Here is a 22,535-nt window from a genome sequence, read left to right as displayed (position 1 = left end):
ATGAGCGGCATTGGTTTTGCGGGAGACATGCGCCAGGGGCGACGTTGCCTCGAACCAGTATTGTCGTTCCTATTCGAGATGCGGTAGGCCCGGTTCATGGCAAGCTGTGTCGCGGAAAGGGGAACGCTAAATGGACATCGAAGAGCTGCAGACCTTCGTAGAAGTGGCTGATGCTGGGGGAGTTTCGCCTGCTGCGCTCCGGCTCGGCGTCTCCAAGTCAATCGTCAGTCGGCGGCTCTTCCGGCTTGAAGCGGAACTTGGTGTCCAGCTTCTTGCACGGACCACCCGGGGCGCCGCTCTCACGGAAGCAGGGGCCACGTTCCGAGATTATGCAGCTCGAGTCTGCGCCGAGATCGACGTGGCCAGGGAAACGATCCTACCCGCGGGCGACCTTCGCGGCCGCTTGCGCGTTGCCGTGCCGCTTTCTTTCGGCCCGACTCACTTCGCTCCCATGCTCGCGGAAATGGCGCGCCGCCATCCCCAGCTCCAAATCCACACGTGCTACAGTGATCGCTTCGTCGATCTCATCACAGAGGGTTACGATTGTGCGATACGGGTTGGCTATCTTCAGGACTCCAACCTGATCGCAAGACGCGTCGGACCAATCTACGGGAAGTTTGTCGCGAGCCCGGACTACATCAAGGCGCATGGGTCGCCCGAGACGCCGGAGGAACTCGTCGCTCATGAGGCTCTCATGCAGGGCACCGAAAGCTGGCAACTCATGGATGGCGACAAGATCATCACGGTTCGTCCGCAGGGGCGCTTCAAGGCTGACAACGGCATAGCTCTAGTTGCCGCCGCAACTGCAGGACTCGGGATCGCTTACCTGCCCGACTGCCTAACCCATGAATATATAGCTTCCGGTGCGCTCATGCCGGTCATGACGCGTCATCCACCACCTCCGGCCGGTGCATATGTCATCCGCCCGCCAGGTCAGCATCCCGCACGGAAGATACGGGTCCTCACCGAATTGCTGATTGAGTATTGCGAACCGGCTCCGCACCTCGCGGGTGTCGATCGCTAAAGCACGAACGGCGCGAAGCCGATCCCGACTTCACAACAGCCGATCGGGGTGGCATCGAGGGTAGCTCCTTGACTATCACGCCAGATCAATCAGGTGCGTTAGGAAGGCTTCGCAGGCTTTCTCGGCTTCATCGAACGTCTTGAAGGGTGAACCGCCCACTCTGATCGCGGGCCTATTCAGATAGAGAGGCCGCCAAGAGGCAACGAAGCCCGGTTGTCCACGAAGGCCGGGGCCGTTCCGACTCTCATTGCTGATCACGAACGAGAAGCCGCCGCTACTCGCGCTCCATATTTGCACGTCTTCCATGGGACTGATGATACGGCTGAACTGCATGATGCATCCGGCATAAGCCCACACTTCGAAGGATAGCGTTTCGCCGATTCGGAAAAATGCAGAGCTGCTGACGTAACGACGGTTTTTCCCCAAGCCGAGCACGAAATCGTCAGCAGTGTATCCGCCGGGGTATACTAGGTCCCAACACCGTAGTGGCTCCTTCACGTCGTTGTAAGTTTGGGGAAAGAGACGCTCACGCTATTAGCTCCGACTGTGACGTACGGCGCTTGATGTAGCCGCAAAAGGCGTGACCAAAACCGGTGTCCCGAGAGCGCGACCCGCCTTGCGCGCAACATGCGTCGATGAGGGTTGAAGGAGATATCATATGCACACCGATCGCAGGACCGTAATCCAGGCGGCCGCCGCACTTCCGCTCTCGAGCATGCGATCGGCAGCGTCGAGGTGCCAATGACCGACAAGCAGCTCGAGACGAAATTCTCCGATCTTGCAGACGGGATCTCCCCGCAGCCATGATCCGGCGGGTCATGGATGCCTGCTGGAATGTCGAGAGCCTGCCGAGAGCGGCGGAAATCGCGAAAATGTCGGCGTCAGCCTGACGGCGTGCCGATGCTCGCCAGTGCTGCGGCGATCTGAAACCGGAAGGAGCTATTGAAGCCTGGAAACTTCCTTTTCGGCATCCGGACCGCAGGTCGTGGAGCCCTTCCGTTCCGAATTCCCGCGTGCCCTTTCACCCATGCCGGCGAAGGGGTGACGGACGACGGTCTTGAGCGCCAGCAGATCTGCTTTATCCAGGTAGGACATCTTCCGTGGCGGCGTTGCGACCATTCTCCCAATCACGGAGGAGGGCACGCCGAGCTTGGCGGACAGCCGCGCGAGTTCGACGGTATCGCGCATTGTCCTGATATCTTCGCTGCCATGCGCGTTGCCCACCGCGTGAACCCCGATCCTGGCGTCTGGAGATATGTAGCGCTTCCAGCTCGTCAGGAAGATGAAGGCGCATGCCGAATCGCATTCTTCGGAAACGTAAACCGTCAGCCGTTTCCGCTGCGCGAGCCTTGCGATTCGGAAGCCGTCCTCAAGCGATCCCCCGTCGGAACCGAGGTCGAGCCCGACGATCTTGCGTTCACTGAAATAGGACCTGAGGCGGAGGTAGTCGCCGCGCTCGATGCGGCCTCGCAGTCTCAAGACGTCGCCGGAGCATCCGCTCACCCTTGAAATCTCCATGCCGATGCATTCTCCGGCGAAGAAAATCGCCGCGATCGCAAGCAGCATCTTGATTGTTGCCCCTGGTCCGAGGTGCGAACGTCCTGACGCTCGCAGCCGGGCTGCGCTGGGGCGGCGATCGAATGGATACGAAAGCAAAGCCATCTCGGTCAGGACAGAGCGTGATGCGGACGCGCCGCTTACGTCCATTCGTGGCCTTAGCTCGACGATCCGGGCTTGACCTAAGTCAATGCGAGGAATGTGGTCCGCCCCCGTTGCGACGTAGGGTATAGCTGTTTTGGTAGCTGTGAACGAGGGGGGCCTCATGGTTCGAGACGCGCCGCAAGCGGCGCTCCTCACCATGAGGGTCTAAGATTGCGCCGCGAAATCAGACCTCATCCTGAGGAGCCGCGAAGCGGCGTCTCGAAGGATGGGCCGCGAAGGGGACCGCCCGCCAAGTTTTGTTTCACATGCGATAGCCCTGCGTTGCGACGGGCCCCGCTATTCCGTCGGCGGCGGCGCCGCGACGGCCCAGGATGGATCGGCGCCGAAGGGGTGGTCGATGAAGAACGCCCAGGTGCCGTCGGGCAGTCTGCGGTGCACCTCCATGCCGTGATGATGCACATGGATGGTCCTGCCGTCCTTGCCGACGCCGCGGATCAGCCACTGCGATCGGGTCATGGCAAAATCGCCGGCGATGGTGGTGTGATGGGTGATGACGTCCATGTGCGGATTCAGGCCGATATAGGCGGCCATCGTCTGCCGGATCGCATCGGCGCCTCGGGCGATCGTGGTGCCGCCATGGACCTGGTCGACCTGCACGATCGAGGCCTCCGGATGGTACATCGCGACCGCGGCATCGACGTCGTTGGCATTGAAGGCTCGTGCCAGCCAAAGATTGCACAGCTCGGGGGACGGAGCGCCCATGATGATCTCCTGCTTGTTGCGGCGGTTCGGGGCTCAACATGGATGTGGCCGGTCTGCAAGGAAATGTGACGAACCTGCAGGCTGAGCTTGCGTTAAATGCAAGGATGCCTTGGAGCCTGCAAGATGCGTGAGACCTTCTCGCTGGATGACCTGCGCCTGATCCGCGCCATCGGCGTCGCCGGCACGCTGACCGGCGCCGCCCGCCTGCTGAAGATCAACCACTCCACTGCGTTTCGCCGCCTCGGCGCGATCGAGCTTCGCCTCGGCGCTAAGCTGTTCGAGCGGGCACGGGACGGATACACGCCGACCTCGGCCGGCGAAATGGCGATTGCCACCGGCGCGCATGTCCTAGCTGGTCTCGCTGATCTCGAGCAGCGGCTGGCCGGCGAAGATCTGCGTCCCACCGGCACGGTGCGGGTGACCACGACCGACACGCTCGTCGATCTGATGGCCCCCGTATTGGCCGAGCTCAGGGCCGAACATCCCGCCATCGCCGTCGAGCTGACCGTTGCAAACCAGTTCTTCACGCTGACAAAGCGCGAGGCCGACATCGCGCTCCGGCCTGCCGCCGAGGCGCCGGAACAGCTCGCCGGCCGGCGGCTTGCCAAGCTTGCAACCGCTCCCTACGCCTCGTCGATCTATCTCAGGAGAAATGGCAAGAGGCCTCTTTCCGAATATCACTGGCTTGGATTTGACGAGAGCCTCAGCCACCTTCGCTCGGCGCGCTGGATGGCGGCCCACTTGCCCGCAGAGCGGATCGTCTTCCGCGCGGATTCGCTGCTTGCGCTGCGGTCCGCGGCGCGCGCCGGATTGGGCGTGGCAGCATTGCCCTGCTATCTCGCCGACAGGGTGCCGGAGCTGCGCCGCGTCGAGTCGCCCATTCCGGACATGGAGGGCGTCCTGTGGCTGCTGACCCATCCCGACCTGCGGAAGGTTGCCCGTATCCGGACTGTGCTCGATCTTATGGCCGGCGCACTTTCCAAACAGCGCGGCCTGATCGAGGGACACGAAGGAAAAAGCTAACAATCACGCTGACGGCGACGTCAGCTCCCAATAGGCCGGCTGGCCGAAGCGTTGCTCGATGAAGGCGAGGAATGCCCTCACCTTCGGCGACACCGTTCGTTTCGGCGGATAAACGCCCCAGATCGCGCGTTCGGCGCCGGGCGAGATCAGCCATTCGTGCTCAGTCAGCAGCGCGGCGAGTTGCTTGTTCTGTACATCAGCACTGACGAGCCATGTCGGCAGCAGCGCGATGCCGAGCCCGGCCAAAGCGGCTTCGCGCAGCGCCTCGGAGTCGTTGGCGCGCAGGCGGCCGCTCACAGCAATCTCGCCGATGGCAGCGGATGGATCGTGGTCTGCGCGAAAATACCAGGCTTCGCCAGGCTGCAGTGCAAAGGCGAGACAATCATGGCGACCGAGATCGGCAGGCTTACGCAGCGGCGGCGCACGGTCGAGATAGTCACGGCTCGCGACCAGCACACGACGCTGCGGCGCCAGCTTCTTCGCGATCAGCGTGGAATCGACGAGCGCACCGATCCGGATGGCGACGTCGGTTGCGGTCTCGATCAGGTCGACGGTCGCGTCCGTAAGCGTCGCGTCCAGTCTGATGTCCGGGTAGGCGGCGAGAAAATCCGTCATGTGCGGCATCACATGGCGGCGTCCGAAGGCGCCGGGGATGTTGATCCGCAACAGCCCCTGCGGCCGCGCATTCAGCGATCGTGTCGCATCCCTGGCTTCGTCGACCTCAGCGAGGATCTGGGTGGCGCGGTCGTAGAACAGCCGGCCGGCTTCGGTGAGGTTCAGCCGCCGCGTCGAGCGGTTCAAGAGCGCCGCACCGAGGTCGGCTTCGAGCCCGCTTACATAGCGTGAGACGGTCGAGACCTTGAGGCCGGCCTCGGCTGCCGCCTTGGAAAAGCTGCCGAGCTCGACCGCCCGCACAAAGGCCGTCATGGCCTCGAGATAGTCCACTGATCTTTCCCCTTTCTGCAACAATCATTTGCCAAAGGAGCCATTCCTCAGCGCCCAAGGATACACGATCTTCGCTGCAGATAATCCGGAGATTCTGCAGTGAAAAGCAAAATCATCGAGATTCCAGGGAGCGGGACCGGTCGCTTGACTTCCGATCGGTCTTTGCAAGATGGGGGTGTAATCCAGCACGATTCCCCGAAGATCGGCGTATTGCCCGAGGTGCTGCAATGATTGCCGCCTTCCTGCTTCTGATCGCGTTCGAGCTCGTCGGCGAGCTTGCGCGCGACACGCTCTATCTTCCGATTCCCGGTCCGGTCATCGGGATGTTCCTGCTCGCGGCTGTCCTGATCGTGAGGAAGGACAGACCGAATGCGCCGGCCATCCCTGAGCCGCTTGGCCGGACCGCGGAGGGCCTGATCGGCCACATGGGCCTGCTCTTCGTCCCCGCCGGCGTCGGCATCATCGCAGAAGCCGGATTGCTCCGCGCTGAGTGGCTGCCGATCCTGGCTGGCCTGGTCGGCTCGACCATTCTCAGCCTTGCGGTGACGGGATTGGTGATGCATTGGACCACGCGGCCCCGCGGCGACGCCGCCTCTGTTGCGCTTGAAGCCGCGCCGCCCGACCTGGTCGGCCATCGCGGGCGCGCACGATGAACCATTCCCTCCAGCATCTGTGGATGCCGCTGTCGACGACATCGCTGTTGTGGCTCGTCGTTACCCTCGCGGCCTATGTCATCGCCTGTGCGATCCAGCGCGCCTGTCGCGGCTCAGCCTTCGCGAGCCCCGTGCTGATCGCGATCGTTCTTGCCGCAGTCATCGTGCTCGCGACCGGCACGAGCTATGCGACGTATTTCGCTGGCGCGCAGTTCATCAACTTTCTGCTCGGCCCCGCCACAATAGCGCTTGCGATCCCGCTCGCGCGAAATGCACGCCTCGTCCGCGAAAACCTGCACGGTATCGGCCTTGCGCTGCTCGCGGGATCGGTGACGTCGATCGCAAGCGGCGTCGGCATCGTCCGGCTGCTCGGCGGCTCGCGCGAGGTTGCGCTTTCGATGGCGCCCAAGGCCGTCACCACGCCGATCGCGGTTGCGGTCTCCGAGCAGATCGGCGGCGTGCCTGCGCTTACCGCTGCACTCGCGATTCTCGGCGGCATCCTTGCCGCTGTTGTCGGTCAGCACATGCTGCATGGCCTGAAGGTGAGGGACTGGCGCGCAAAGGGACTTGCCGCCGGCCTTGCCGGAAGCGGCGTTGCCGCGGCGCAAGTTGCCGCGCGCGACGAACTCGGCGCCGCTTTCGCCGCGCTCGGCATCGGCCTCAATGGATTGCTGACCGCGATCTTCGTGCCTGTGCTCGTGGGCCTGTTCCGCTAGCAGCGCGAGGCTGATGCAATCAGCCAACCAGATTGGCTCCCCAAGCCATAATCGTCCCGACGCAGGCGACCTAGTCTCCGGCCTCACAAACAAGGCTTGGAGAAAACAGTGGATTTTGAACTGTCCAGGGAACAACGCGACATCAAGGCTCGGGCCGCCGCCTTTGTGGAGGAAATCTGCCGCCCGCTCGAAGATAGTTGGGGCGTGGACGATTATGCCGTGCCGCATGACATCTTCATGGGTGTGGTGCGGAAATTCCGCGAATACGGGTTCAGGGGCTTGGCGGTGCCGAAGGAAGCCGGCGGGCAGGGACTCGGCACGGTGGCGAAGTGCCTTGTCTACGAGGAGATCGTGAGGTCGCCCGTGATGCATGGCCTGCTCGCGACCTGGTCGGGCTTTCTCGATCCGCACCCCGCGCTTCACGTTGCGCCGGAATGGCAGAAGGAGGCGTATCTCTATCCGATCCTGAAAGAGGACAAGTTCTACCACATAAACATCTCGGAGCCGGGAGCGGGCTCCGACGCTGCCGGCATAAAGACCACCGCGGTCCGCGACGGCGACAATTACATCATCAACGGCATCAAGCGATGGGCGCCGCCGCCGAACCATCCCGCCATCACGCCCAAATATCTGCTCTGCTATGCCGTGACCGATCCGACCAAGGGCTATGAAGGGATCAGCCTGTTTCTGGTCGACTATCCCAATCCCGGCGTGTCGGTGCTGCGCGAATATGAGACCATGGCGCCCGGCACCTATCTCGGCCGTAGCTGCGACTACCAGTACAAGGACTGCGTCGTCCCGGCGAAGAACCTGCTCGGTGCGGAGGGAATGGGCTTCCGCTACATGATGGACCAGCTCAACCGCAACCGCACCGTGATCGGCGCGCGCCTGACCGGCACGGCGCGCTGGGCGCAGACGCAGGCCGCGAAACGGGCGCGCGAGCGCGAGACGTTCGGCAAGCTGCTCGCGGAACGGCAGGCCATTCAATGGATGCTCGCGGAATCGGAGATGGACATCGAGCAGTCGCGGCTGATGGTCTACAAGACTGCCTGGATGCTCGATCGGGGCCTCGATGCGCGGAAGGAAGCGGCGATGGTGAAATGCTTCGCCCCGCTTGCGGCCTGCCGGGTGATCGACCGCGCCATCCAGATCCATGGCGGGCTCGGCGTGCTCAGGGAAAATCGCTTCGGCCAGCTCTATTTCCAGAGCCGCATCGCCCAGGTCGCGGAGGGTACTACCGAAGTGATGAAGATGACCATCGCTCGCGAAGTGCTGCGCGAGTGTGAGTAGCGCGCGAAGAGGCGCGGAGCCTTCCTTGCCTCTCCCGCTTGCGGACCCGCAAGCGGGGGAGGGAGCACAGCTTTCGTGTATGAATCAGACTCATATCGAACATGAAAATTATGAGTTTTATTTATTTGTAGCATTTGTGACATCGTGGAGCCGCCAACAACACAAGAGACGGCGGGAGAAACGCGGGTGGCCTTTCAGAAGCGATATCTTGTCTACGTCGGCCTGTTCGTGCTGATGTTCATCAACTATCTCGACCGGGTTAATCTCTCGGTTGCGGCGAAGTCGATCGCGGAGACCTATGGTTTGACGCCGATCGACATGGGCTACATCTTCTCCGCCTTTCTCTGGACCTATCTGATCTGCCTGATCCCGATGGGCATGCTCGCCGATCGGTATGGCGGCCGCGCCGTCACCTACACCACGCTCGGATTGTGGTCGCTGGCCGGCATCTGGACCGGCCTTGCGACGACCTATTCCTCGCTGTTCGCCTCGCGCCTGGTGCTCGGCGTCGGCGAATCCGCAAGCTATCCCGCCGGCGGCAAGATCATCCGCGAATGGGCCCCGGAAGGCGAACGTGGCATCGCCTCGGCGTTCCTCAATAGCGGCGCCCATGCCGGGCTTTGCGCCGGCTCGGTCGTGGTGGGCTCGCTGATCGTCGCGTTCGGCTGGCGCGAGTCGTTCTATATCACCGGCGCCGCCGGCGTCGTGCTCGCGGTGCTCTGGTTTGCGCTGTATCGCCAGCCGGAACGCGCGCCGTGGCTCAGTGCCGAGGAGCGCGACTTCATCTTGAAGAACCGTGGCGCCATCGCCGCACGAGGAGCCGGCGAGTTGAACCAGTCGGCTGCGCTGAAGGGACTGTTGAGCAGTCCGTCGATGTGGGCGCTGGCGCTGACACAAGGCTGCGCCGGCTACACGCTCTATCTCTTCATGACCTGGCTGCCGAGCTATCTTGCCGCCACGCGCGGCATGGATGTGCTGAAGTCGAGCCTGTTCTCCGCCATTCCCTATGGCGTGGCCGCGATCCTCGGCCTTGGGCTCGGCTGGTTCAGCGACCGCCTTTTGAAGAAATCGGGCCGCGCGAACGCCGACCGGCGCAAGCTGATCGCCGCGATGCTGCTGCTGTCGTCGGTGATCCTCGCGGCTCCGTTCGTGGATTCGATCTGGGTGATCGAGACCCTGATCAGCATTTCACTTGCCTGTGTGGCCACCGCGATGGCGATGAACATTGCGCTCACCGCCGACCTGATGACCGACGGGCGCTACAATGGCGCCGCCACCAGTCTCTTGATCATGGGCGGCAACCTGTTCGGCACCGCCGCGCCGATCGTCACCGGCTATGTGGTGGCCGCCACCGGCGGCTATTCCGGCGCATTCCTGATTTCGGGCGTGCTGCTGCTCGGCGGCGCGGTGGTGATCACATCCGGCGCGCGGACGCCGATCCGGCTCTCAGTCGCGCCGGAAGCGGGACTGCAGGACCGCGCGGCCTCGGTCGTTTGAGGGAGTAATCCAATGAAGAAGCTGACATTCACCGCGGTGTCGCGGAACTACTTCAATATGCCGGTCTGGATCGCCAAGCACCGCGGCATGTTCACTGAGGAAGGGCTCGATGTCGCGATCGAGCTCTATGAAGGCGTCGACGAGGTGACGAATCGTATCCGTGATGGCCGGGCCGAGCTTGGCTACGGGATCACCGAGCACGTGATCCTGGACAGCGAGGCCGGCGGCTTCCTCGAAATCGTCGGCGGCAATGTCAACCGGCTGCCCTTCTCCTTCATCACCGGCAAGAACATCCGGTCGGCGGCAGATCTTCGCGGCAAGACCGTCGGCGTCTCCTCGATCGAGGCGGGCAGCTCATCGCTGGTGATGAAGCTTCTCGCCGCGCGCGGCCTGGAATATCCGCGCGACTACAGGATCCGCGCCGTGGGCCCGATCCTGACGCGATGGCAGATGCTGCAGTCCGGCGAGATCGATGCCGGGCTGCAGGGCGCGCCGCTGAATTATATCGCTGTAGACCAGGGCTATCCCAGCCTGTGCGAGCCCCGCCAGGAGGTGCCGTATTTTCAGTTCACCTCGCTCAATGTGGACAGTCGCTGGGCCAAGGCGAATACGGACGCGATGCGTCGCTTCATGCGGGCCTTCGTGCGTGCGCATGAGTGGTTCTTCGCCAATCGTGCCGGCGTCATCCCGATCGCGATGGCCGAAACCGGGATCGCGCAGCGCTACGCCGAGCGCGCCTGGGACGAATACAGCAGGGACGAGATCTTCCCACGCGATGGCGATGCGAGCGATGCCGCGGTACAGGCGCTGATCGAGATCAGCTCCCTGATTCGCGCCGTGCCCAATCGGGTCAAGTCGCACGCCGCCGACTACATCAATCGAAGCTACCTGCACGCCGCCCAACACGACGTCGCGGCGGCCTGACTGCGATGACCATGCCGACCTTGCCCGATATCGACTACGGCAGCCGGCTTCGTGCTGGCCTGCTCGTTCCATCCGGGAATTCGGTGGCGGAGCCGGAGATCCGCGCCATGCTGCCGCGGGAAGTCTCCGTGCTGGTAACGCGGCTGGCGTTGCGCGGCAGCTCGAAGCCCGAACTGATGCGCATGCTCGATCGGCTCGAAGCCGCCTCCGAGCTGCTGGCGGCCGCCGAGGTCGATGTCATCGTGTTCCATTGCACGGCGGTCTCGACCTTCGCTCCGGAGCTCGCCGGCGGAATCCGCGAGCGCATCCAGTCGGCCTCCGGTATCCGCTGCTTCACCACGGCGGATGCGATCCTGGCGGGGCTGGCGCGTCTCAACGCCAAGCGCGTGTCGCTGCTGACGCCCTATATCGATGATGTGCATGCGCGCGAGATCGCGTTCCTGGAGGCCAACGGTTTCCAGGTCGCCGGCAGCTCCAATCTCGGGATCGACACCAATTCCGAAATGGCCGGCCTAGGCCCTGAAGAGATCCTCGGCTGGGCCAAGGGCGCGATCGATCCGCGCGCGGATGCCTGCCTGATCAGTTGCACCGCCATCAAGTCGGCGCCCGTGATTGCCGAGCTCGAGCGGGTTTCGGGAATCCCAGTGCTCACGAGCAACCAGATTATGACCTGGCACCTCATGAGGTCGAACAGCATCGAGAGCGATGTCGTGGGCTATGGTCGCCTGTTCTCGGCAGGGTCGGCCGTGAGAAGCGCGGGGCTGGAGCCGATCGCCGCCGCTCGTTGAGGCAGTTCAAACCTGTGGAGATCGCCCATACGGGCCAGCCCCGCAGATAACTTTTCGTCGCGCGAGCGATCAGGTACATCCAAGCTTCGTTCCCTGCCGCCTGCAGCAGGGAGATGATGTGCTGGCATGTCCCAAGGCTTCACGGATGAAGAAGGCGAAGAAGGTGCAACCGGGCGCTCCTGCCCTTGAAAAGGGGCTCGATCTTCTGGAAGCGCTGTCGGCTGAGGCGCGCGGTCTCAGCCAGAAGCAGTTGGCCGAGCGCGTCGGCCGCTCCGTCGGCGAGATTTTCCGCATGCTGGTGGCGCTGGAGCAGCGCGGCTATGTCACGCGCGATCCGGCGACAGGCGAATATACGCTGACGCTGAAACTGTTCCGGATTGCCTCGCAATTCCCGCCGACGGAGCGGCTGCTGAAGGCGGCACTGCCCGTGATGGAGCAGCTTGCCGGCCGCGTGCGGTTGTCCTGCCATCTCACCGTGCTGCATGGCGAGCAGTTCATGGTGATCGCGCGGATCGAGCCGGAATGGCTGATGGGCTGGTCGGTCAAGGTCGGCGCCGTATTTCCGCTGACCCAGCAATATGCATCGGCGAAGGTGCTGGCGGCGTTCCAGCTCGAGGGCCGGCGCCAGGAACTCGCGGAGGTCATCGCCGCCAACGACCGGATCAGCGGAAAGAAGGCGCTCGCGGCGCTGGACCGAATCTCTGCGGAGGGCGGCAATTTCTCCAACGACGACGGCTATACCCGTATCCTCGCCTATAGCTGCCCGATCGTCGAAGCCTCGGGCCGCGCGGTTGCGGCGCTGACCGTGCCGCTGGTGCGGGAGGGCCGCATCTCCGCCGGCGAGGCCGCCACCATCGCCACCGAGTTACGCGCCGCTGCGAAGATCGTGTCGGAGAAGATCGGCGGCGTGCCTTAGCAACCACGATGCAGGTGCGCTCCTCTCCCGCTTGCGGGGGAGGGCCGGGGTGGGGGTGTCTCCACGGGCGAGACTCTTCGTGTGGAGAGAGCCCTCACCCGGATCGCATCTGACGATGCGATCCGACCTCTCCCGCAAGCGGGAGAGGTGAAGCGAGCTCCTCATTCCGCCCCTAACCCACCGTCATCCCGGCATCGACCACCCAGGCCGCGCCGTTGACATGCGCGGCGGCGTCGGAGGCAAGAAACGCGACGACGTCGGCGATATTCTCCGGCTTCCCGTAGGGCGCACCGCCACTTCGTCGCGGTGCGACCGATCGCTCGCGGGCCTGGCCTTCGAGTTCCTGGATCATCCGCGACTCAATCGGGCCGGGCAGGACCGCGTTGACCCTGATCTTCGTTCCCGTCACCTCCAGTGCCGCAGTACGGGTCAGGCCGAGCACCGCATGCTTGGACGCTACATAGCCGGCAAGGCCCGCGCGGCCGCGGATCGCCGAGGTCGACGCGGTGTTGACGATCGCGCCCTGGCCGCGCGGCATCATCTTCGCCAACACGTATTTGAGACCGAGAAAGACGCCCTTCACGTTGACCTGCAACAGCCGGTCGAACGTATCGTCAGGGTACTCGTGCAGCGGCGCGACCACGCCTTCTATCCCGGCATTGTTGGCGAAGATGCCGATCGGACCAAGCTTCTCCTCGATCGTTTCGACAAACGCCGCGGTCTCCGCCGCGCTTGAGACGTCGGCGCGGATGGCCAGCGCCTTGGCGCCGGCCGACTCAACGAGGCGCGCCGTCGCCGTGGCCGCCGCTTCATCGAGATCGACGATCGCGACCGCCCGGCTGGTCCGGGCCAGCGCCAGCGCGATCGCCCGGCCGATGTCGCCACCGCCGCCGGTGACGAGCGCTACTTCGCCGCTCATGATTTCAGGAAGTCGCAGCCGCCTTCCTCCAGCGGCCGCCACGCGTCGCTCGGCGGAATGGTCTTGATCAGCTTGTAATAGTCCCAGGGATATTTGGACTCTTCCGGCTTCTTGACCTCGAACAGATACATGTTGTGCAGTTTGCGGCCATCGGCGCGAACGCTGCCCTTGCCGAACAGGGGGTCGTCGGTCGGCAGCTTCTTCATCTCCTGCACCACGGCCTTGCCATCGCTGGAGGCGCCGAGCGCATCGACAGCCTTGAGGTAATGCAGCGTGGCGGCATAGACCCCGGCCTGCAGCGCGGTCGGATAGCGGCCGCTGTTGCGCGGTGCGAAACGCTTGGCCCAGGCGCGGGTGTCGTCGTTGAGATCCCAGTAGAAGGATTCGGTGAACTGCAGGCCCTGCGCCGTCTTCAGCCCCAGCGAATGCACGTCGCTGAGATAGAGCACGGTTGCGACCACGCGCTGGCCGCCTTGCGGGATGCCGAACTCGACCGATTGCTTGATCGAATTGATGGTGTCGCCGCCGGCATTGATCAGGGCGATGACCTCCGCCTTCGAGCCCTGCGCCTGCAGCAGGAAGGAGGAGAAATCCTGGCTGTTGATCGGCGTGCGGACGCCGCCGACAACCTTGCCGCCGAGTTTCTGCACGACGTTCTTGACGTCCGCTTCCATCGCATGCCCGAACGCATAGTCGGCGGTCAGCGTGAACCAGGTCTTGCCGCCGCTGCCGACCACGGCCCGCGCGGCGCCCGATGACAGCGCGTAGGTGTCATAAGTCCAGTGCACGAGATTTGGCGAGCATGATTTGCCGGTGAGATCGGACGAGGACGCACCCGATACCAGGAGCGTCTTGTTGTTCTGCTGCACGACGTTGCGCACCGCGAGCGCCACCGAGGAATTCGGCGCGTCGATGATGGCATCGACATTGTTGCGGTCGATCCATTCGCGCGCAATGTTGGCGGCGAGATCGGCCTTGTTCATGTGGTCGCCGCTGATGACTTCGATCGGCCTGGTCATCTTGTGCGGCGAGGCCTGAAAATCCTCTACCGCCATCTTCGCCGCCAGCAGCGATCCGGGCCCGGTGACGTCGGCATAGAGGCTCGACATGTCCGTGAGCACGCCGAGCCGGAGCGGCCCGGGCTCCTGCGCCTGTACGCCAAAGCTCGTGATGCCCAATGCCATGCTACCGAGGCCGGCCAGCAGCCGGCGGCGGTTCAACGAAATACACTTTATCATATCCAAAACCCTCCCTTGTGTGGCCCGCGCTCTCGCGCGGATGGTTGTGCCCGCGCGTGCTTAGCGCGCGGGTCGATGTTGTCGTTTACGGAATCAGGCGCTCGATCAGTCGCCGGTCTTCGACCTCGAACCCGCCGCCATAGACCTCCGACACCATGAACTGCGCGCCCAGGATCTCCGGCGCGAGATCCGCGATCGGATCGTATTCGCTTGCGTGCAGCGTCATCGAGGCGCGGCCCGGCAGCGGCGCGGAATATTTCAGCGGCGTGCGGCGATAGGCGATGTCGGCATAGGCCGTCTCCAGGCGCTCCGGATGCGGCAGGCGGCGCACATGGATTTCGCCGGCGGGCAGTTCGTCGCCGTCGACGATGCGAACGACGGGCGCCTTCGGATCGGGCGTAAAGGAGAAATCCGCCAGCGGAATGCCGCGCCGCCTGACCGAGCCGTTGATCGAGCCGTCGGGCTGCTCATTGAAGGTGTAGTGCGCATCCTTCTTGGTGTAGCCGAAGACCTCGCGGCCGGCGCAGATCCCCATCGGGTCGCTGCAATACATGAAGATATGCGTCTCGGTGAACAGGCCCTTGTAGCGCACGGGAACGGTGATCATCAGATCGAACATCTGCCCGGCATGTATGGCCAGCGAATGGCCCGGCGACACCATGAAGCGGAAGGCCACGCGGTCGCTCGCGATCTCGAACGGAGTATCGGCGAGCAGGCCCGCCACTTTGCCCGGCGCGACGCGCGTCATGATCTCGACCGTCCGCAACGTGCAGCCCCACTCCACCGGATAGGCCGGCGAGTAGGGTGGATTGACCCCGCTGTTCGGCTTCAGCCGGTAATCGCCGAACATGCGGCGCCGGGGATCATTGGGATCGGTAATCGGGTCGGTCATTTGGACTTGCTCTCCTTCGACGGCATGCTCATCGCATGGCGCCCGCTTGCGTGTTCCGCATCAAAACCTTCTGCTGGTCGCCCATGACATGGGCGTGGAAGGCAATCGCGGCGTCGGACAGGTCGCTCTCCGGGGCATATTCCGGCGCGAAGTTGCCGAAGCGGTCGACGCCGCGCACGAGCGTCGCGCTGTCATTCGTTCCCACGACCTGCCGCACATGGGTCGGCAGGTAGCGGATCGCAAAGCCGATCCGGCGCTTTGCCGAGGGGTTCGGGTCGCTGCCATGGATCAGGCGGACGTGGTGCAGCGACATCTCGCCGGGCTGAAGCTGCAGCATTACGGCCTTGCTCTCATCGACGTCGACCGCGATCTCCTGCCCGCGCGTCAGCAGGTTGTCAGTGGCAAAAGTGTCTCGGTGGGCGACCTGTTCCAATGTCTGGGTGTCGGGAATGACGCGCATGGCGCCGTTTTCGGCGGTGCTCTCGGACAGCGCGACCCATGCGGTGACGATATCGGCGGGATCGAGCCCCCAATAGGTCGAGTCCTGATGCCAGGAGACGAAGCCGGGATCGCGGGCCTCCTTGATGAAGAAAGAGGAACTCCAGCAGAGGATGTCGGGGCCGATCACGCTTTCGACCGCGTCAAGGATCGCGGGGTGCCGGATCAGGCCATCGAGCCAGGTGAACAGCAGATGGCTCTTGTGCCGCATCGATCCCTTGAGCGGGCCGTGCGCGGTCTCATGCGCCTCCAGCCGCTTGCGAATGCCTTCGACCTCGCCGGCCGACATGACCCTGATCGGAGCGTAATAGCCGTGCTCGCGGTAGTGGTTGATCGCAGCTTCGGGCAGGAGGGCCATGGTTTCCTCATTTCATATATGATTACTTAGTTGCATATATGAAATCAGATTTCTGACTTGAGTCAAGCCACGGGCGGCGGTTCCGGCTGTCCTGATTGCGTCCGAATCGGGACCAGATGCCTCGTCCAGAAAGCGGTTGCCAGCGGCGCCGGGCGGCGAAAAGATGGAGTTAAACCGAAAAAGGGAGTGCTCCGTCGTGCAAGTGAAAGACAAGGTCTGCGTCGTGACCGGAGCGGCTGGTGGCATCGGCGAGGCCGTGGCGCGGGCCTATGCCGACGCTGGCGCGCGCGGTGTCGTCGTCGCCGACCTCAAGACCACGCGCGAGCGGCTTGCGAATGTCGCCGGCGATATCGATGGGCTGGCGGTGACCGCCGATGTCGGGCTGGAAGAGGATATCAAAGCGCTGGTCGCGGCGGCGGAAGCCAAATATGGCCGGATCGACGTCTTCTTCTCCAATGCCGGGCTGTCGCGCAAGGGACAGGAGACGGCCTCCGATGCCGACTGGGACGTGAGCTGGCGCGTGCATGTGATGAGCCACGTGTTCGCGGCGCGGGCGCTGGTGCCCGGCATGCTCGCGCGCGGCTCCGGCTATCTTCTCAACACGGCGTCCGCCGCGGGTCTTTTGGCCTCGCTGAACTCGATGCCGTATGGCGTGACCAAGAACGCCGCGGTCGCGCTCGCCGAGCATCTTGCGATCCAGTATGGCGACCGCGGCATCCGCGTTTCCGTGCTGTGTCCGCAGTCGGTGCAGACCGGCATGACCACGCCGGGCCCGAGCGCGGCGCGGGTCGACGGCGTGATGCAGCCGGCGGAAGTCGCGCGCATCGTGATCGAGGCGATGGAGGAAGAGCGTTTCCTGATCCTGTCGCACCCGCAGGTGCAGGAATACATGCAGCGGAAAGCGTCGAGCCGCGACCGTTGGCTTGCTGGCATGCGCCGCCTGCGCGACCGGATCTACGGCGCGCCGTCCTCAGCGTGACGGCGGCGCGAATCTTTCCAACAGGCCAGCGTAGCTCTTCGCGCCTGGAAACGCGTAAGCGCCGCGACGCGAGGTCGTAAGCTTGAGGCCGATCAGCGCTTCGGCCTGCTTCACCGCGGCGGCGACGCCGTCGATGACGGGCACGCCGAATTTTTGCGACAGCGCGGCCGCAAGATCGGCCATGCCTGCGCAGCCCAGCACGATCGCCTCCGCGCCCTTTTTCAGCGCCCGCTCGATCTCGGCGCAAAGTTTTTCCTCGGCGCCCGAACCCGGCTTTTCCAGATCGAGCACCGCGACATTGCACGCCGTCACCGAGACTCGTTCGGCAAATCCATAGCGACGCACCAGCTCTTCCAGCGGCACGACCGAGCGCGGCAGCGTGGTGACGACCGCGATCCGCGTTGCGAGCTGGCCCGCGGTGATCAGCGCCGCCTCGCAAATGCCCACCACCGGGAACGGCGCCGCCGATCGTGCCGCATCCAATCCGGTGTCGTCGAAGCAGGCAATGATGCCGGCATCAGCGCCCCGCGCGCTCAATAGCGCCTGGATCAGGCCGGGGACTGCGAACGCCTCGTCGTAATATCCTTCGATCGAGACCGGCCCCATCGCCGAGGTGACGGCTGCAATCTCAGTGCCGCGAGCGGCAACCGCGCGCGCCGCGGCGGCGATGGTCTCGGTCATCGTGACGGTGGTGTTGGGATTGACGATCAGGATCCTTGCCATGGCGCTATCGTAGCGCGGATGACGTTGCGTGGCAAAAATGGTCACGTCCCATGACCTTCCCAAAGGAGACCTTCCTCAAGGAGCCTGTGGCTGCGGGGGAGCCTCTATGGCATGCTCTGGTGTGACTTCCTCATGCTGGGTTGCACGGGGTCCTAACCAAGGAGGACGGCCATGGTAACTTATGTCGTGCTGGCGAAGTTCACTGATCAGGGAATCCGCAACGCCAAGGAGTCTCCGAAGCGAGCGGACGCTTTCAAGGAAATGGCGAAGACGTTCGGGGTGAAGGTGAAAGAGATCGTCTGGACCCAGGGCCGATATGACGTCGTGACCTTCATTGAGGCGCCGGATGAGTCATCCGCCATGTCGCTCAGTCTGAGCCTCGGCGCGCTCGGCAATGTTCGCAGCGAAACGCTGCGGGCGTATTCGGCAGCCGAGATGACAAAGATCGTCGGCAACATGCTCTGACGAGCGCGGTTGCCGCGAGGCGGCTGCTCGGCCCACTGCTGTGCAGCGGCTCACTGCTGGGCCCGGTTCTCGAGCAAGCGATCCTTGACCAGGCGCACCGCACCCCGCCGCCACGAGTAGTCGGCGCCCATGCGAAGTCCGCTGTCGGCCCGCGAAACGACGGCGCCGGTCCGGGAGTCGCGGACCTGAAATCCGATCGTGTATTCGGTGCGGCTGACCCGCCGCACCACGCCGATCAGCGATTGGTCCGCGCCGAGTTTTGAGGCGATGCCGGCTTCGCAGCCGCCGCAATCGCGCAGCGTGTGTGTCTGAACGGCCTCCGCGTTCGCGCCGCTGATATCGACCACGCGGTAGCGGCCCGATTGCGCGAACAATTCGCGCACGCCGCTCGTGACATCGGCCAATTGTGCCGCATCCGAAGCCGTGACGCCGCTTGCCACAGCGGCCGCGGTGGTATCTTCCAGCTCGAAGTCGAACACCGCAAGCGCGATCGGCGCCGGTGCAGCCGCCTGAGATGCGGGTAGCTGCGCCGCCAGCGCCGCGCGGACGTCCCGGGACAGGAAGCTCTCGGCGCGCTCCCACGCCTCGTCGTTGTCGCCCCGGAACGAGTAGCGCCTTTCGAACAGGACCCGGTTGGCGCCGATGTCGATGACAACAGCGTTTGCAAACTGCACCAGGGTGCTCATCTTCTGCACAGCGCCGGCGATCAGGATGTTGGCGCCGCCTCGCGCGGCGGCTTGCATGCGCTCGGCGGGCGTCGCCCGATTGTCCGTCGAGGGCGGGATGAGGCGGTAGCGCGGGTCCGCCTCGACGTCGCGTCTCAGCGCGGCCATGAACCCCTGCAGGCGCCTTTGATGGACAGCGGTCTGGTCGATGGGCTCGCCCGAGGTGTCGAGATAGCCGAAGTCTTCAATGGTGACGCCCAGGGTCTGGGCTGCAGGCCCGCTGGTGTCGGCACGGGCGGAACCGAAGCCCAGCAAGAGCCCAAGCAAGGCAGCGGCGTGCAAACCAAGACGGGATCGGCGCATCGGCGGACCTTTCAGCGAACATGCGGGCTTCCAGGCTATGCCGACCAGGTCTGCCACCGAAGCTGAGTGCGTCCCGACAGCAGCCGGGAAAATTTCACGACGTCATTTCCGGGTCGCGGGCAATGCTTTCCGCCGCTTGCATTCTGCCGTTAAATGTATGGCTCCCGCTCAGAGATCGGGAGTCCAAAGTCATCCGCGCGAGGGGTATCCGCCGATGTGGAACCACAGGAGCGATCTGAAGGTACGGTTGACGCTGCGCGTTGCGGCCGTATCGGCCCTCTGCTTTGCCGCCATCTCGGCCTATTTCCTCATCGATGCCGACAGGTCCGCGCGCGCCAGGATCAATGCGATCGCCGAAGTCGCGGCAAAGACGCTGGAGCTGCAACACAACAAGATCCAGTGGGTGAACAATCCGCGGTCCGAATTCCCTGATCTCGACAATGTCGCGACGGCGGTCATCACGCCCGGTCTCTGTCTCGCGTTTCGCGCTGGTGATGGCGATATCCGGCAGCGCTTCTGCGGCGGCGCGCCGAACGAGGACAGCGCTCCGCCGAAGATCTTCGCAGCCTTCTATCGCGGCCTGTTTGATCCCGGCCGCGAAGCCGCTCGCCCGGTGATGGCTGGCGGCGCGACGGTCGGCGAAGCCGTCGTCTGGGTCGATCCTGTCGTGCTCACGGCTGAAGCCTGGCACGAGGCGGGACGGCTGATGGCCATGCTTGCGATCGCGCTGCCGCTGCTGTGCGCGCTGGTCTATGCGGCCCTTGCACGCGCACTTCGCCCGACGGGATTGATCCGGAGCGGTCTCGAGCGGATCGCCGCTGGCGACCTCACGGCGCGTCTGCCGCCGTTCGATCTAGCCGAGCTTTCGACCATCCGTGACGTGTTCAATCTCCTCGCGGAAAGCCTCGGCACGGCGCTCGCCGAGCGCAGCGAACTCACTCGCAGGCTGATCGCGCTGCAGGACGAGGAGCGCCGGCATCTGGCGCGGGAGCTGCATGATGAATTCGGGCAGTCGCTCACCGCGATCCGCGCGCTGGCGGCATCGGCCCGCCATACCGCGGGACAGGATTGTCCGGCCATGCTCGCAGAATGCGACGGCATCGCGCGGATTGCGACCGACATGATGGAAACGTTGCGCGGCGCGCTGTTCAGACTGCGTCCGCCCGACGTCGAGGAACTTGGACTGGCCGCGAGCCTCGAAGGTCTGGTCGCCGGTTGGAACGGGCGCAGCCGGGGACGCCCCTGCTTCGAAATCACCCTTTCCGGCAGATTCGAGAATATGCCTGTGACGGTCAGCGCCAACCTCTACCGCATCGTGCAGGAAGCGCTCACCAACGCGGCCAAGCACGCGGGCGCAACGCGGGTCGTGCTGCGACTGAGCATGCGAGAGGCCGATACTCTCTCGAATGACGGCGCCGCAATCGAGCTCGACATCGAGGATGACGGCCGGCTCGCCGATCCCGCAGTAAAATCCGGAATGGGGTTGCTCGGGATGCGTGAACGCGTCGCCGCATTGGGCGGGCGATTGAGCTTCGAGGCCGGGCAAAATGGCGGCTCTGCCTTGCGCGTCGTCATTCCCGTCGCGCCCAGCCACCATGGCGCCGCCCTGGAGTGTGCGGCATGAATGGCAGCGGTCACGCCATCATGCTGGTCGACGATCACGCCGTCGTTCGCGAGGGCTATCGCTCGGTGCTGCAGAAGCAGCCGGGTTTGCGCGTCGTTGCTGAAGCCTCCGATGGCGCTGAGGCCTATCGGCTGTTCAAGGCCACCGCGCCCGATCTCGTCGTGATGGATCTCTCAATGCCCGGAATCGGCGGCATCGAGGCGATCAGGCGCATCAGGCAATGGGACAAGCGCGCCAGGATCCTCGTGTTCACGATGCACCAGAACGCGGCCTTTGCCGTGCAGGCGATCCGTGCCGGCGCCAGCGGCTATGTCACCAAGACCAGCCCGCCCGAGACGCTCGTGCACGCCGTAAGAGATGTTCTGGCCGGAAAGATCGCCCTCAGTCCTGATATCGATCATGAACTCGCGCTCAGCCGGCTAGCCGGCGAAACCGCCGCCGCGGATGTCCTCTCCGCGCGCGAATTCGAAGTGTTGCGCATGCTGCTGGCCGAGAGGACGACCGAGGAAATCGCCGAGGCGCTTCACATCAGTCCCAAGACAGTGGCGAACCTGCACTCCCTCATCAAGGACAAGCTCGGTGTCGGCTCGGATATCGAGCTGGTCCGGCTTGCACTGCGGCAGGGAATCTTGACGCAGATCGATCTAGGTGAGGCGTGACTTCTCACTTTCGTCGTTAAGTGAGAGTCGCCTTCAAAGTATCGTATTCACCCACCCCGCAAACTCATCCAGCACTTCGTCCATCACCTCGCGGTCGTTGCGGCCCGAACGGACCAGCACATGGAACGAATGATCGGCTTCTTTCACCAGATGCAGCGTCGCCAATGATCCGAGTTCTTTGACGACCGGCTCGAGCAGCTTCAATTCCGCCAGCGTATCGCGCGTGCCCTGCAGGAACAGCATGGGGATCTTGATGTCCGCAAGATGCTTTGCCCGGTCGCTGGATGGCTTTCCGGCCGGATGCAGCGGGAAGCCGAGAAACACGAGGCCGCGCACGTCGGCAAGCGGCTTGATTGCCTGCGCCTGCGAGGTCATCCGCCCGCCGAAGGACTTTCCGCCGGCAAAGATCGGCAGGCCCGCGCACCGTTCCGCGGCTTCCGCGACCGCGGCGCGCACGGTGGCATGCGCAATCGCCGGCGGGTCGGGCCGCTTGCCGCCTTTCTCCATGTAGGGGAACTGGTAACGCAACGTCGCGATGCCGCGCATGGCGAGTCCGGTGGCAATCACCTCCATCGAGGCATGCGTCATGCCGGCACCGGCGCCATGGGCAAACACGTATGTGGCGCGCGCCTGCGCCGGACGCAGCAGCAGCGCCGAGACCGCGCCGGCATGGTCGACTTTGATCTTGAGGGACCGCGTGTCTCCGACTTGCATCATCCTACTCTGTGACGTTCTTTGGTTGGATCGCTCTCGCCGCTGGTTCATTCACCTCTCCCGCTTGCGGTAGAGGTCGGCGCGTAAGCGCCCGGTGGGGGCTTTCTCCACTTAAAGAGTGTCGATCGCGGAGACACCCCTACCCCAGCCTTCCCCGCAAGCGGGCGAGGGAGCGCAGTTGCCGCGTGGATGCAGTTCTATCCCATCAGGCGCAGACCGCGCCAATCGACGCAAGCAG

Annotated in this window: 24 protein-coding genes; 13 read left to right on the top strand and 11 right to left on the bottom strand. The window is 64.1% G+C overall.

The window, feature by feature from the left end:
- Positions 1-130: 130 nt before the first annotated feature.
- Positions 131-1,024 (top strand): LysR family transcriptional regulator, encoded by an 894-nt coding sequence (locus tag ACVJGD_RS27815; protein WP_456637230.1) that lies wholly within the window; start codon positions 131-133, stop codon positions 1,022-1,024.
- Between the two features lie 75 nt (positions 1,025-1,099).
- On the opposite strand, the gene ACVJGD_RS27810 is transcribed toward ACVJGD_RS27815, so the two are convergent.
- The 3 genes from ACVJGD_RS27810 to ACVJGD_RS27800 all read right to left on the bottom strand — a co-directional run bounded on the left by ACVJGD_RS27810 (position 1,100) and on the right by ACVJGD_RS27800 (position 3,448).
- The gene (locus ACVJGD_RS27810; RefSeq protein ID WP_456637229.1) at positions 1,100-1,459 is read right to left on the bottom strand and encodes a hypothetical protein; all 360 of its coding nucleotides are present in this window, start codon (positions 1,457-1,459) and stop codon (positions 1,100-1,102) included.
- 504 nt (positions 1,460-1,963) lie between these two features.
- Positions 1,964-2,590 (bottom strand): hypothetical protein, encoded by a 627-nt coding sequence (locus ACVJGD_RS27805; RefSeq protein WP_456637228.1) that lies wholly within the window; start codon positions 2,588-2,590, stop codon positions 1,964-1,966.
- Between the two features lie 432 nt (positions 2,591-3,022).
- The gene (locus tag ACVJGD_RS27800; protein WP_456637227.1) at positions 3,023-3,448 is read right to left on the bottom strand and encodes a YybH family protein; all 426 of its coding nucleotides are present in this window, start codon (positions 3,446-3,448) and stop codon (positions 3,023-3,025) included.
- A gap of 123 nt (positions 3,449-3,571) precedes the next feature.
- Here ACVJGD_RS27800 and ACVJGD_RS27795 point away from each other — a divergent pair, with 123 nt between their 5' ends.
- Complete coding sequence (locus ACVJGD_RS27795) at positions 3,572-4,471, top strand: LysR family transcriptional regulator (protein WP_456637226.1); 900 nt, start codon at positions 3,572-3,574, stop codon at positions 4,469-4,471.
- Between the two features lie 3 nt (positions 4,472-4,474).
- On the opposite strand, the gene ACVJGD_RS27790 is transcribed toward ACVJGD_RS27795, so the two are convergent.
- Positions 4,475-5,416, bottom strand: a complete 942-nt coding sequence (locus ACVJGD_RS27790) for a LysR substrate-binding domain-containing protein (protein WP_456637225.1) — start codon at positions 5,414-5,416, stop codon at positions 4,475-4,477.
- 227 nt (positions 5,417-5,643) lie between these two features.
- On the opposite strand from ACVJGD_RS27790, the gene ACVJGD_RS27785 reads away from it, so the two are divergent.
- The 7 genes from ACVJGD_RS27785 to ACVJGD_RS27755 all read left to right on the top strand — a co-directional run bounded on the left by ACVJGD_RS27785 (position 5,644) and on the right by ACVJGD_RS27755 (position 12,200).
- The gene (locus ACVJGD_RS27785) at positions 5,644-6,069 is read left to right on the top strand and encodes a CidA/LrgA family protein (RefSeq protein ID WP_456637224.1); all 426 of its coding nucleotides are present in this window, start codon (positions 5,644-5,646) and stop codon (positions 6,067-6,069) included.
- On the top strand, positions 6,066-6,785 hold the full coding sequence (locus ACVJGD_RS27780; RefSeq protein ID WP_456637223.1) for an LrgB family protein: 720 nt from the start codon (positions 6,066-6,068) through the stop codon (positions 6,783-6,785). The genes ACVJGD_RS27785 and ACVJGD_RS27780 overlap by 4 nt, the downstream gene beginning before the upstream one ends.
- A gap of 108 nt (positions 6,786-6,893) precedes the next feature.
- The gene (locus ACVJGD_RS27775; protein ID WP_456637222.1) at positions 6,894-8,075 is read left to right on the top strand and encodes an acyl-CoA dehydrogenase family protein; all 1,182 of its coding nucleotides are present in this window, start codon (positions 6,894-6,896) and stop codon (positions 8,073-8,075) included.
- 186 nt (positions 8,076-8,261) lie between these two features.
- Complete coding sequence (locus ACVJGD_RS27770) at positions 8,262-9,572, top strand: MFS transporter (protein WP_456637221.1); 1,311 nt, start codon at positions 8,262-8,264, stop codon at positions 9,570-9,572.
- A 12-nt stretch (positions 9,573-9,584) separates the two neighbouring features.
- Positions 9,585-10,496 (top strand): ABC transporter substrate-binding protein, encoded by a 912-nt coding sequence (locus tag ACVJGD_RS27765; RefSeq protein WP_456637220.1) that lies wholly within the window; start codon positions 9,585-9,587, stop codon positions 10,494-10,496.
- A 5-nt stretch (positions 10,497-10,501) separates the two neighbouring features.
- On the top strand, positions 10,502-11,284 hold the full coding sequence (locus ACVJGD_RS27760) for a maleate cis-trans isomerase family protein (RefSeq protein ID WP_456637219.1): 783 nt from the start codon (positions 10,502-10,504) through the stop codon (positions 11,282-11,284).
- A 145-nt stretch (positions 11,285-11,429) separates the two neighbouring features.
- Positions 11,430-12,200, top strand: coding sequence for an IclR family transcriptional regulator (locus tag ACVJGD_RS27755; RefSeq protein WP_456637218.1), 771 nt, complete (start codon positions 11,430-11,432; stop codon positions 12,198-12,200).
- Between the two features lie 172 nt (positions 12,201-12,372).
- On the opposite strand, the gene ACVJGD_RS27750 is transcribed toward ACVJGD_RS27755, so the two are convergent.
- The 4 genes from ACVJGD_RS27750 to ACVJGD_RS27735 form a co-directional block, all read right to left on the bottom strand.
- Positions 12,373-13,119, bottom strand: coding sequence for an SDR family NAD(P)-dependent oxidoreductase (locus ACVJGD_RS27750; RefSeq protein WP_456637217.1), 747 nt, complete (start codon positions 13,117-13,119; stop codon positions 12,373-12,375).
- A complete protein-coding gene (locus ACVJGD_RS27745; protein ID WP_456637216.1) occupies positions 13,116-14,357 on the bottom strand; it encodes an ABC transporter substrate-binding protein in 1,242 nt (413 codons plus the stop codon). Before ACVJGD_RS27745 ends, ACVJGD_RS27750 begins: the two co-directional genes overlap by 4 nt.
- 85 nt (positions 14,358-14,442) lie before the next feature.
- The gene (locus ACVJGD_RS27740) at positions 14,443-15,249 is read right to left on the bottom strand and encodes an acetoacetate decarboxylase family protein (RefSeq protein ID WP_456637215.1); all 807 of its coding nucleotides are present in this window, start codon (positions 15,247-15,249) and stop codon (positions 14,443-14,445) included.
- 28 nt (positions 15,250-15,277) lie between these two features.
- Positions 15,278-16,105, bottom strand: coding sequence for a phytanoyl-CoA dioxygenase family protein (locus ACVJGD_RS27735; protein ID WP_456637214.1), 828 nt, complete (start codon positions 16,103-16,105; stop codon positions 15,278-15,280).
- 196 nt (positions 16,106-16,301) lie between these two features.
- Between ACVJGD_RS27735 and ACVJGD_RS27730 the strand changes: the two genes are divergently transcribed.
- The gene (locus tag ACVJGD_RS27730) at positions 16,302-17,084 is read left to right on the top strand and encodes an SDR family oxidoreductase (protein WP_456637213.1); all 783 of its coding nucleotides are present in this window, start codon (positions 16,302-16,304) and stop codon (positions 17,082-17,084) included.
- Here ACVJGD_RS27730 and ACVJGD_RS27725 read toward each other — a convergent pair.
- Positions 17,076-17,807: an aspartate/glutamate racemase family protein gene (locus tag ACVJGD_RS27725; RefSeq protein ID WP_456640397.1), complete on the bottom strand. Its 732-nt coding sequence runs from the start codon at positions 17,805-17,807 to the stop codon at positions 17,076-17,078. The two genes, ACVJGD_RS27730 and ACVJGD_RS27725, sit on opposite strands and share 9 nt — an antisense overlap.
- A gap of 171 nt (positions 17,808-17,978) precedes the next feature.
- On the opposite strand from ACVJGD_RS27725, the gene ACVJGD_RS27720 reads away from it, so the two are divergent.
- Positions 17,979-18,272: a GYD domain-containing protein gene (locus tag ACVJGD_RS27720; RefSeq protein ID WP_456637212.1), complete on the top strand. Its 294-nt coding sequence runs from the start codon at positions 17,979-17,981 to the stop codon at positions 18,270-18,272.
- 50 nt (positions 18,273-18,322) lie between these two features.
- Here ACVJGD_RS27720 and ACVJGD_RS27715 read toward each other — a convergent pair whose 3' ends face one another.
- Positions 18,323-19,300 (bottom strand): DUF2380 domain-containing protein, encoded by a 978-nt coding sequence (locus tag ACVJGD_RS27715; RefSeq protein ID WP_456640396.1) that lies wholly within the window; start codon positions 19,298-19,300, stop codon positions 18,323-18,325.
- A 214-nt stretch (positions 19,301-19,514) separates the two neighbouring features.
- Between ACVJGD_RS27715 and ACVJGD_RS27710 the strand changes: the two genes are divergently transcribed.
- Positions 19,515-20,924 (top strand): histidine kinase, encoded by a 1,410-nt coding sequence (locus tag ACVJGD_RS27710; RefSeq protein ID WP_456637211.1) that lies wholly within the window; start codon positions 19,515-19,517, stop codon positions 20,922-20,924.
- Positions 20,921-21,583, top strand: coding sequence for a response regulator (locus ACVJGD_RS27705; protein WP_456637210.1), 663 nt, complete (start codon positions 20,921-20,923; stop codon positions 21,581-21,583). Before ACVJGD_RS27710 ends, ACVJGD_RS27705 begins: the two co-directional genes overlap by 4 nt.
- Positions 21,584-21,616: 33 nt before the next feature.
- Here the strand turns inward: ACVJGD_RS27705 and ACVJGD_RS27700 are convergent, their stop codons facing one another.
- Complete coding sequence (locus ACVJGD_RS27700; RefSeq protein WP_456640395.1) at positions 21,617-22,297, bottom strand: alpha/beta hydrolase family protein; 681 nt, start codon at positions 22,295-22,297, stop codon at positions 21,617-21,619.
- Positions 22,298-22,535: the final 238 nt, after the last annotated feature.

It is taken from the genome of Bradyrhizobium sp. USDA 10063, assembly GCF_054063735.1.
The sequence above is the reverse complement of the archived record's forward strand: the minus strand, read 5'-3'. Positions and strand labels throughout refer to the sequence as shown.

What these genes read in the sequence shown, in the direction of transcription:
- ACVJGD_RS27745 (WP_456637216.1), bottom strand. Translation starts at nt 14,357, where the DNA reads ATGATAAAGTGTATTTCGTTGAACCGCCGCCGGCTGCTGGCCGGCCTC.
- ACVJGD_RS27740 (WP_456637215.1), bottom strand. Translation starts at nt 15,249, where the DNA reads ATGACCGACCCGATTACCGATCCCAATGATCCCCGGCGCCGCATGTTC.
- ACVJGD_RS27700 (WP_456640395.1), bottom strand. Translation starts at nt 22,297, where the DNA reads ATGCAAGTCGGAGACACGCGGTCCCTCAAGATCAAAGTCGACCATGCC.
- ACVJGD_RS27710 (WP_456637211.1), top strand. Translation starts at nt 19,515, where the DNA reads ATGTGGAACCACAGGAGCGATCTGAAGGTACGGTTGACGCTGCGCGTT.
- ACVJGD_RS27755 (WP_456637218.1), top strand. Translation starts at nt 11,430, where the DNA reads ATGAAGAAGGCGAAGAAGGTGCAACCGGGCGCTCCTGCCCTTGAAAAG.
- ACVJGD_RS27720 (WP_456637212.1), top strand. Translation starts at nt 17,979, where the DNA reads ATGGTAACTTATGTCGTGCTGGCGAAGTTCACTGATCAGGGAATCCGC.
- ACVJGD_RS27815 (WP_456637230.1), top strand. Translation starts at nt 131, where the DNA reads ATGGACATCGAAGAGCTGCAGACCTTCGTAGAAGTGGCTGATGCTGGG.
- ACVJGD_RS27805 (WP_456637228.1), bottom strand. Translation starts at nt 2,590, where the DNA reads ATGCTGCTTGCGATCGCGGCGATTTTCTTCGCCGGAGAATGCATCGGC.
- ACVJGD_RS27780 (WP_456637223.1), top strand. Translation starts at nt 6,066, where the DNA reads ATGAACCATTCCCTCCAGCATCTGTGGATGCCGCTGTCGACGACATCG.
- ACVJGD_RS27800 (WP_456637227.1), bottom strand. Translation starts at nt 3,448, where the DNA reads ATGGGCGCTCCGTCCCCCGAGCTGTGCAATCTTTGGCTGGCACGAGCC.
- ACVJGD_RS27785 (WP_456637224.1), top strand. Translation starts at nt 5,644, where the DNA reads ATGATTGCCGCCTTCCTGCTTCTGATCGCGTTCGAGCTCGTCGGCGAG.
- ACVJGD_RS27715 (WP_456640396.1), bottom strand. Translation starts at nt 19,300, where the DNA reads ATGCGCCGATCCCGTCTTGGTTTGCACGCCGCTGCCTTGCTTGGGCTC.
- ACVJGD_RS27725 (WP_456640397.1), bottom strand. Translation starts at nt 17,807, where the DNA reads ATGGCAAGGATCCTGATCGTCAATCCCAACACCACCGTCACGATGACC.
- ACVJGD_RS27795 (WP_456637226.1), top strand. Translation starts at nt 3,572, where the DNA reads ATGCGTGAGACCTTCTCGCTGGATGACCTGCGCCTGATCCGCGCCATC.
- ACVJGD_RS27705 (WP_456637210.1), top strand. Translation starts at nt 20,921, where the DNA reads ATGAATGGCAGCGGTCACGCCATCATGCTGGTCGACGATCACGCCGTC.
- ACVJGD_RS27735 (WP_456637214.1), bottom strand. Translation starts at nt 16,105, where the DNA reads ATGGCCCTCCTGCCCGAAGCTGCGATCAACCACTACCGCGAGCACGGC.
- ACVJGD_RS27760 (WP_456637219.1), top strand. Translation starts at nt 10,502, where the DNA reads ATGACCATGCCGACCTTGCCCGATATCGACTACGGCAGCCGGCTTCGT.
- ACVJGD_RS27750 (WP_456637217.1), bottom strand. Translation starts at nt 13,119, where the DNA reads ATGAGCGGCGAAGTAGCGCTCGTCACCGGCGGCGGTGGCGACATCGGC.
- ACVJGD_RS27765 (WP_456637220.1), top strand. Translation starts at nt 9,585, where the DNA reads ATGAAGAAGCTGACATTCACCGCGGTGTCGCGGAACTACTTCAATATG.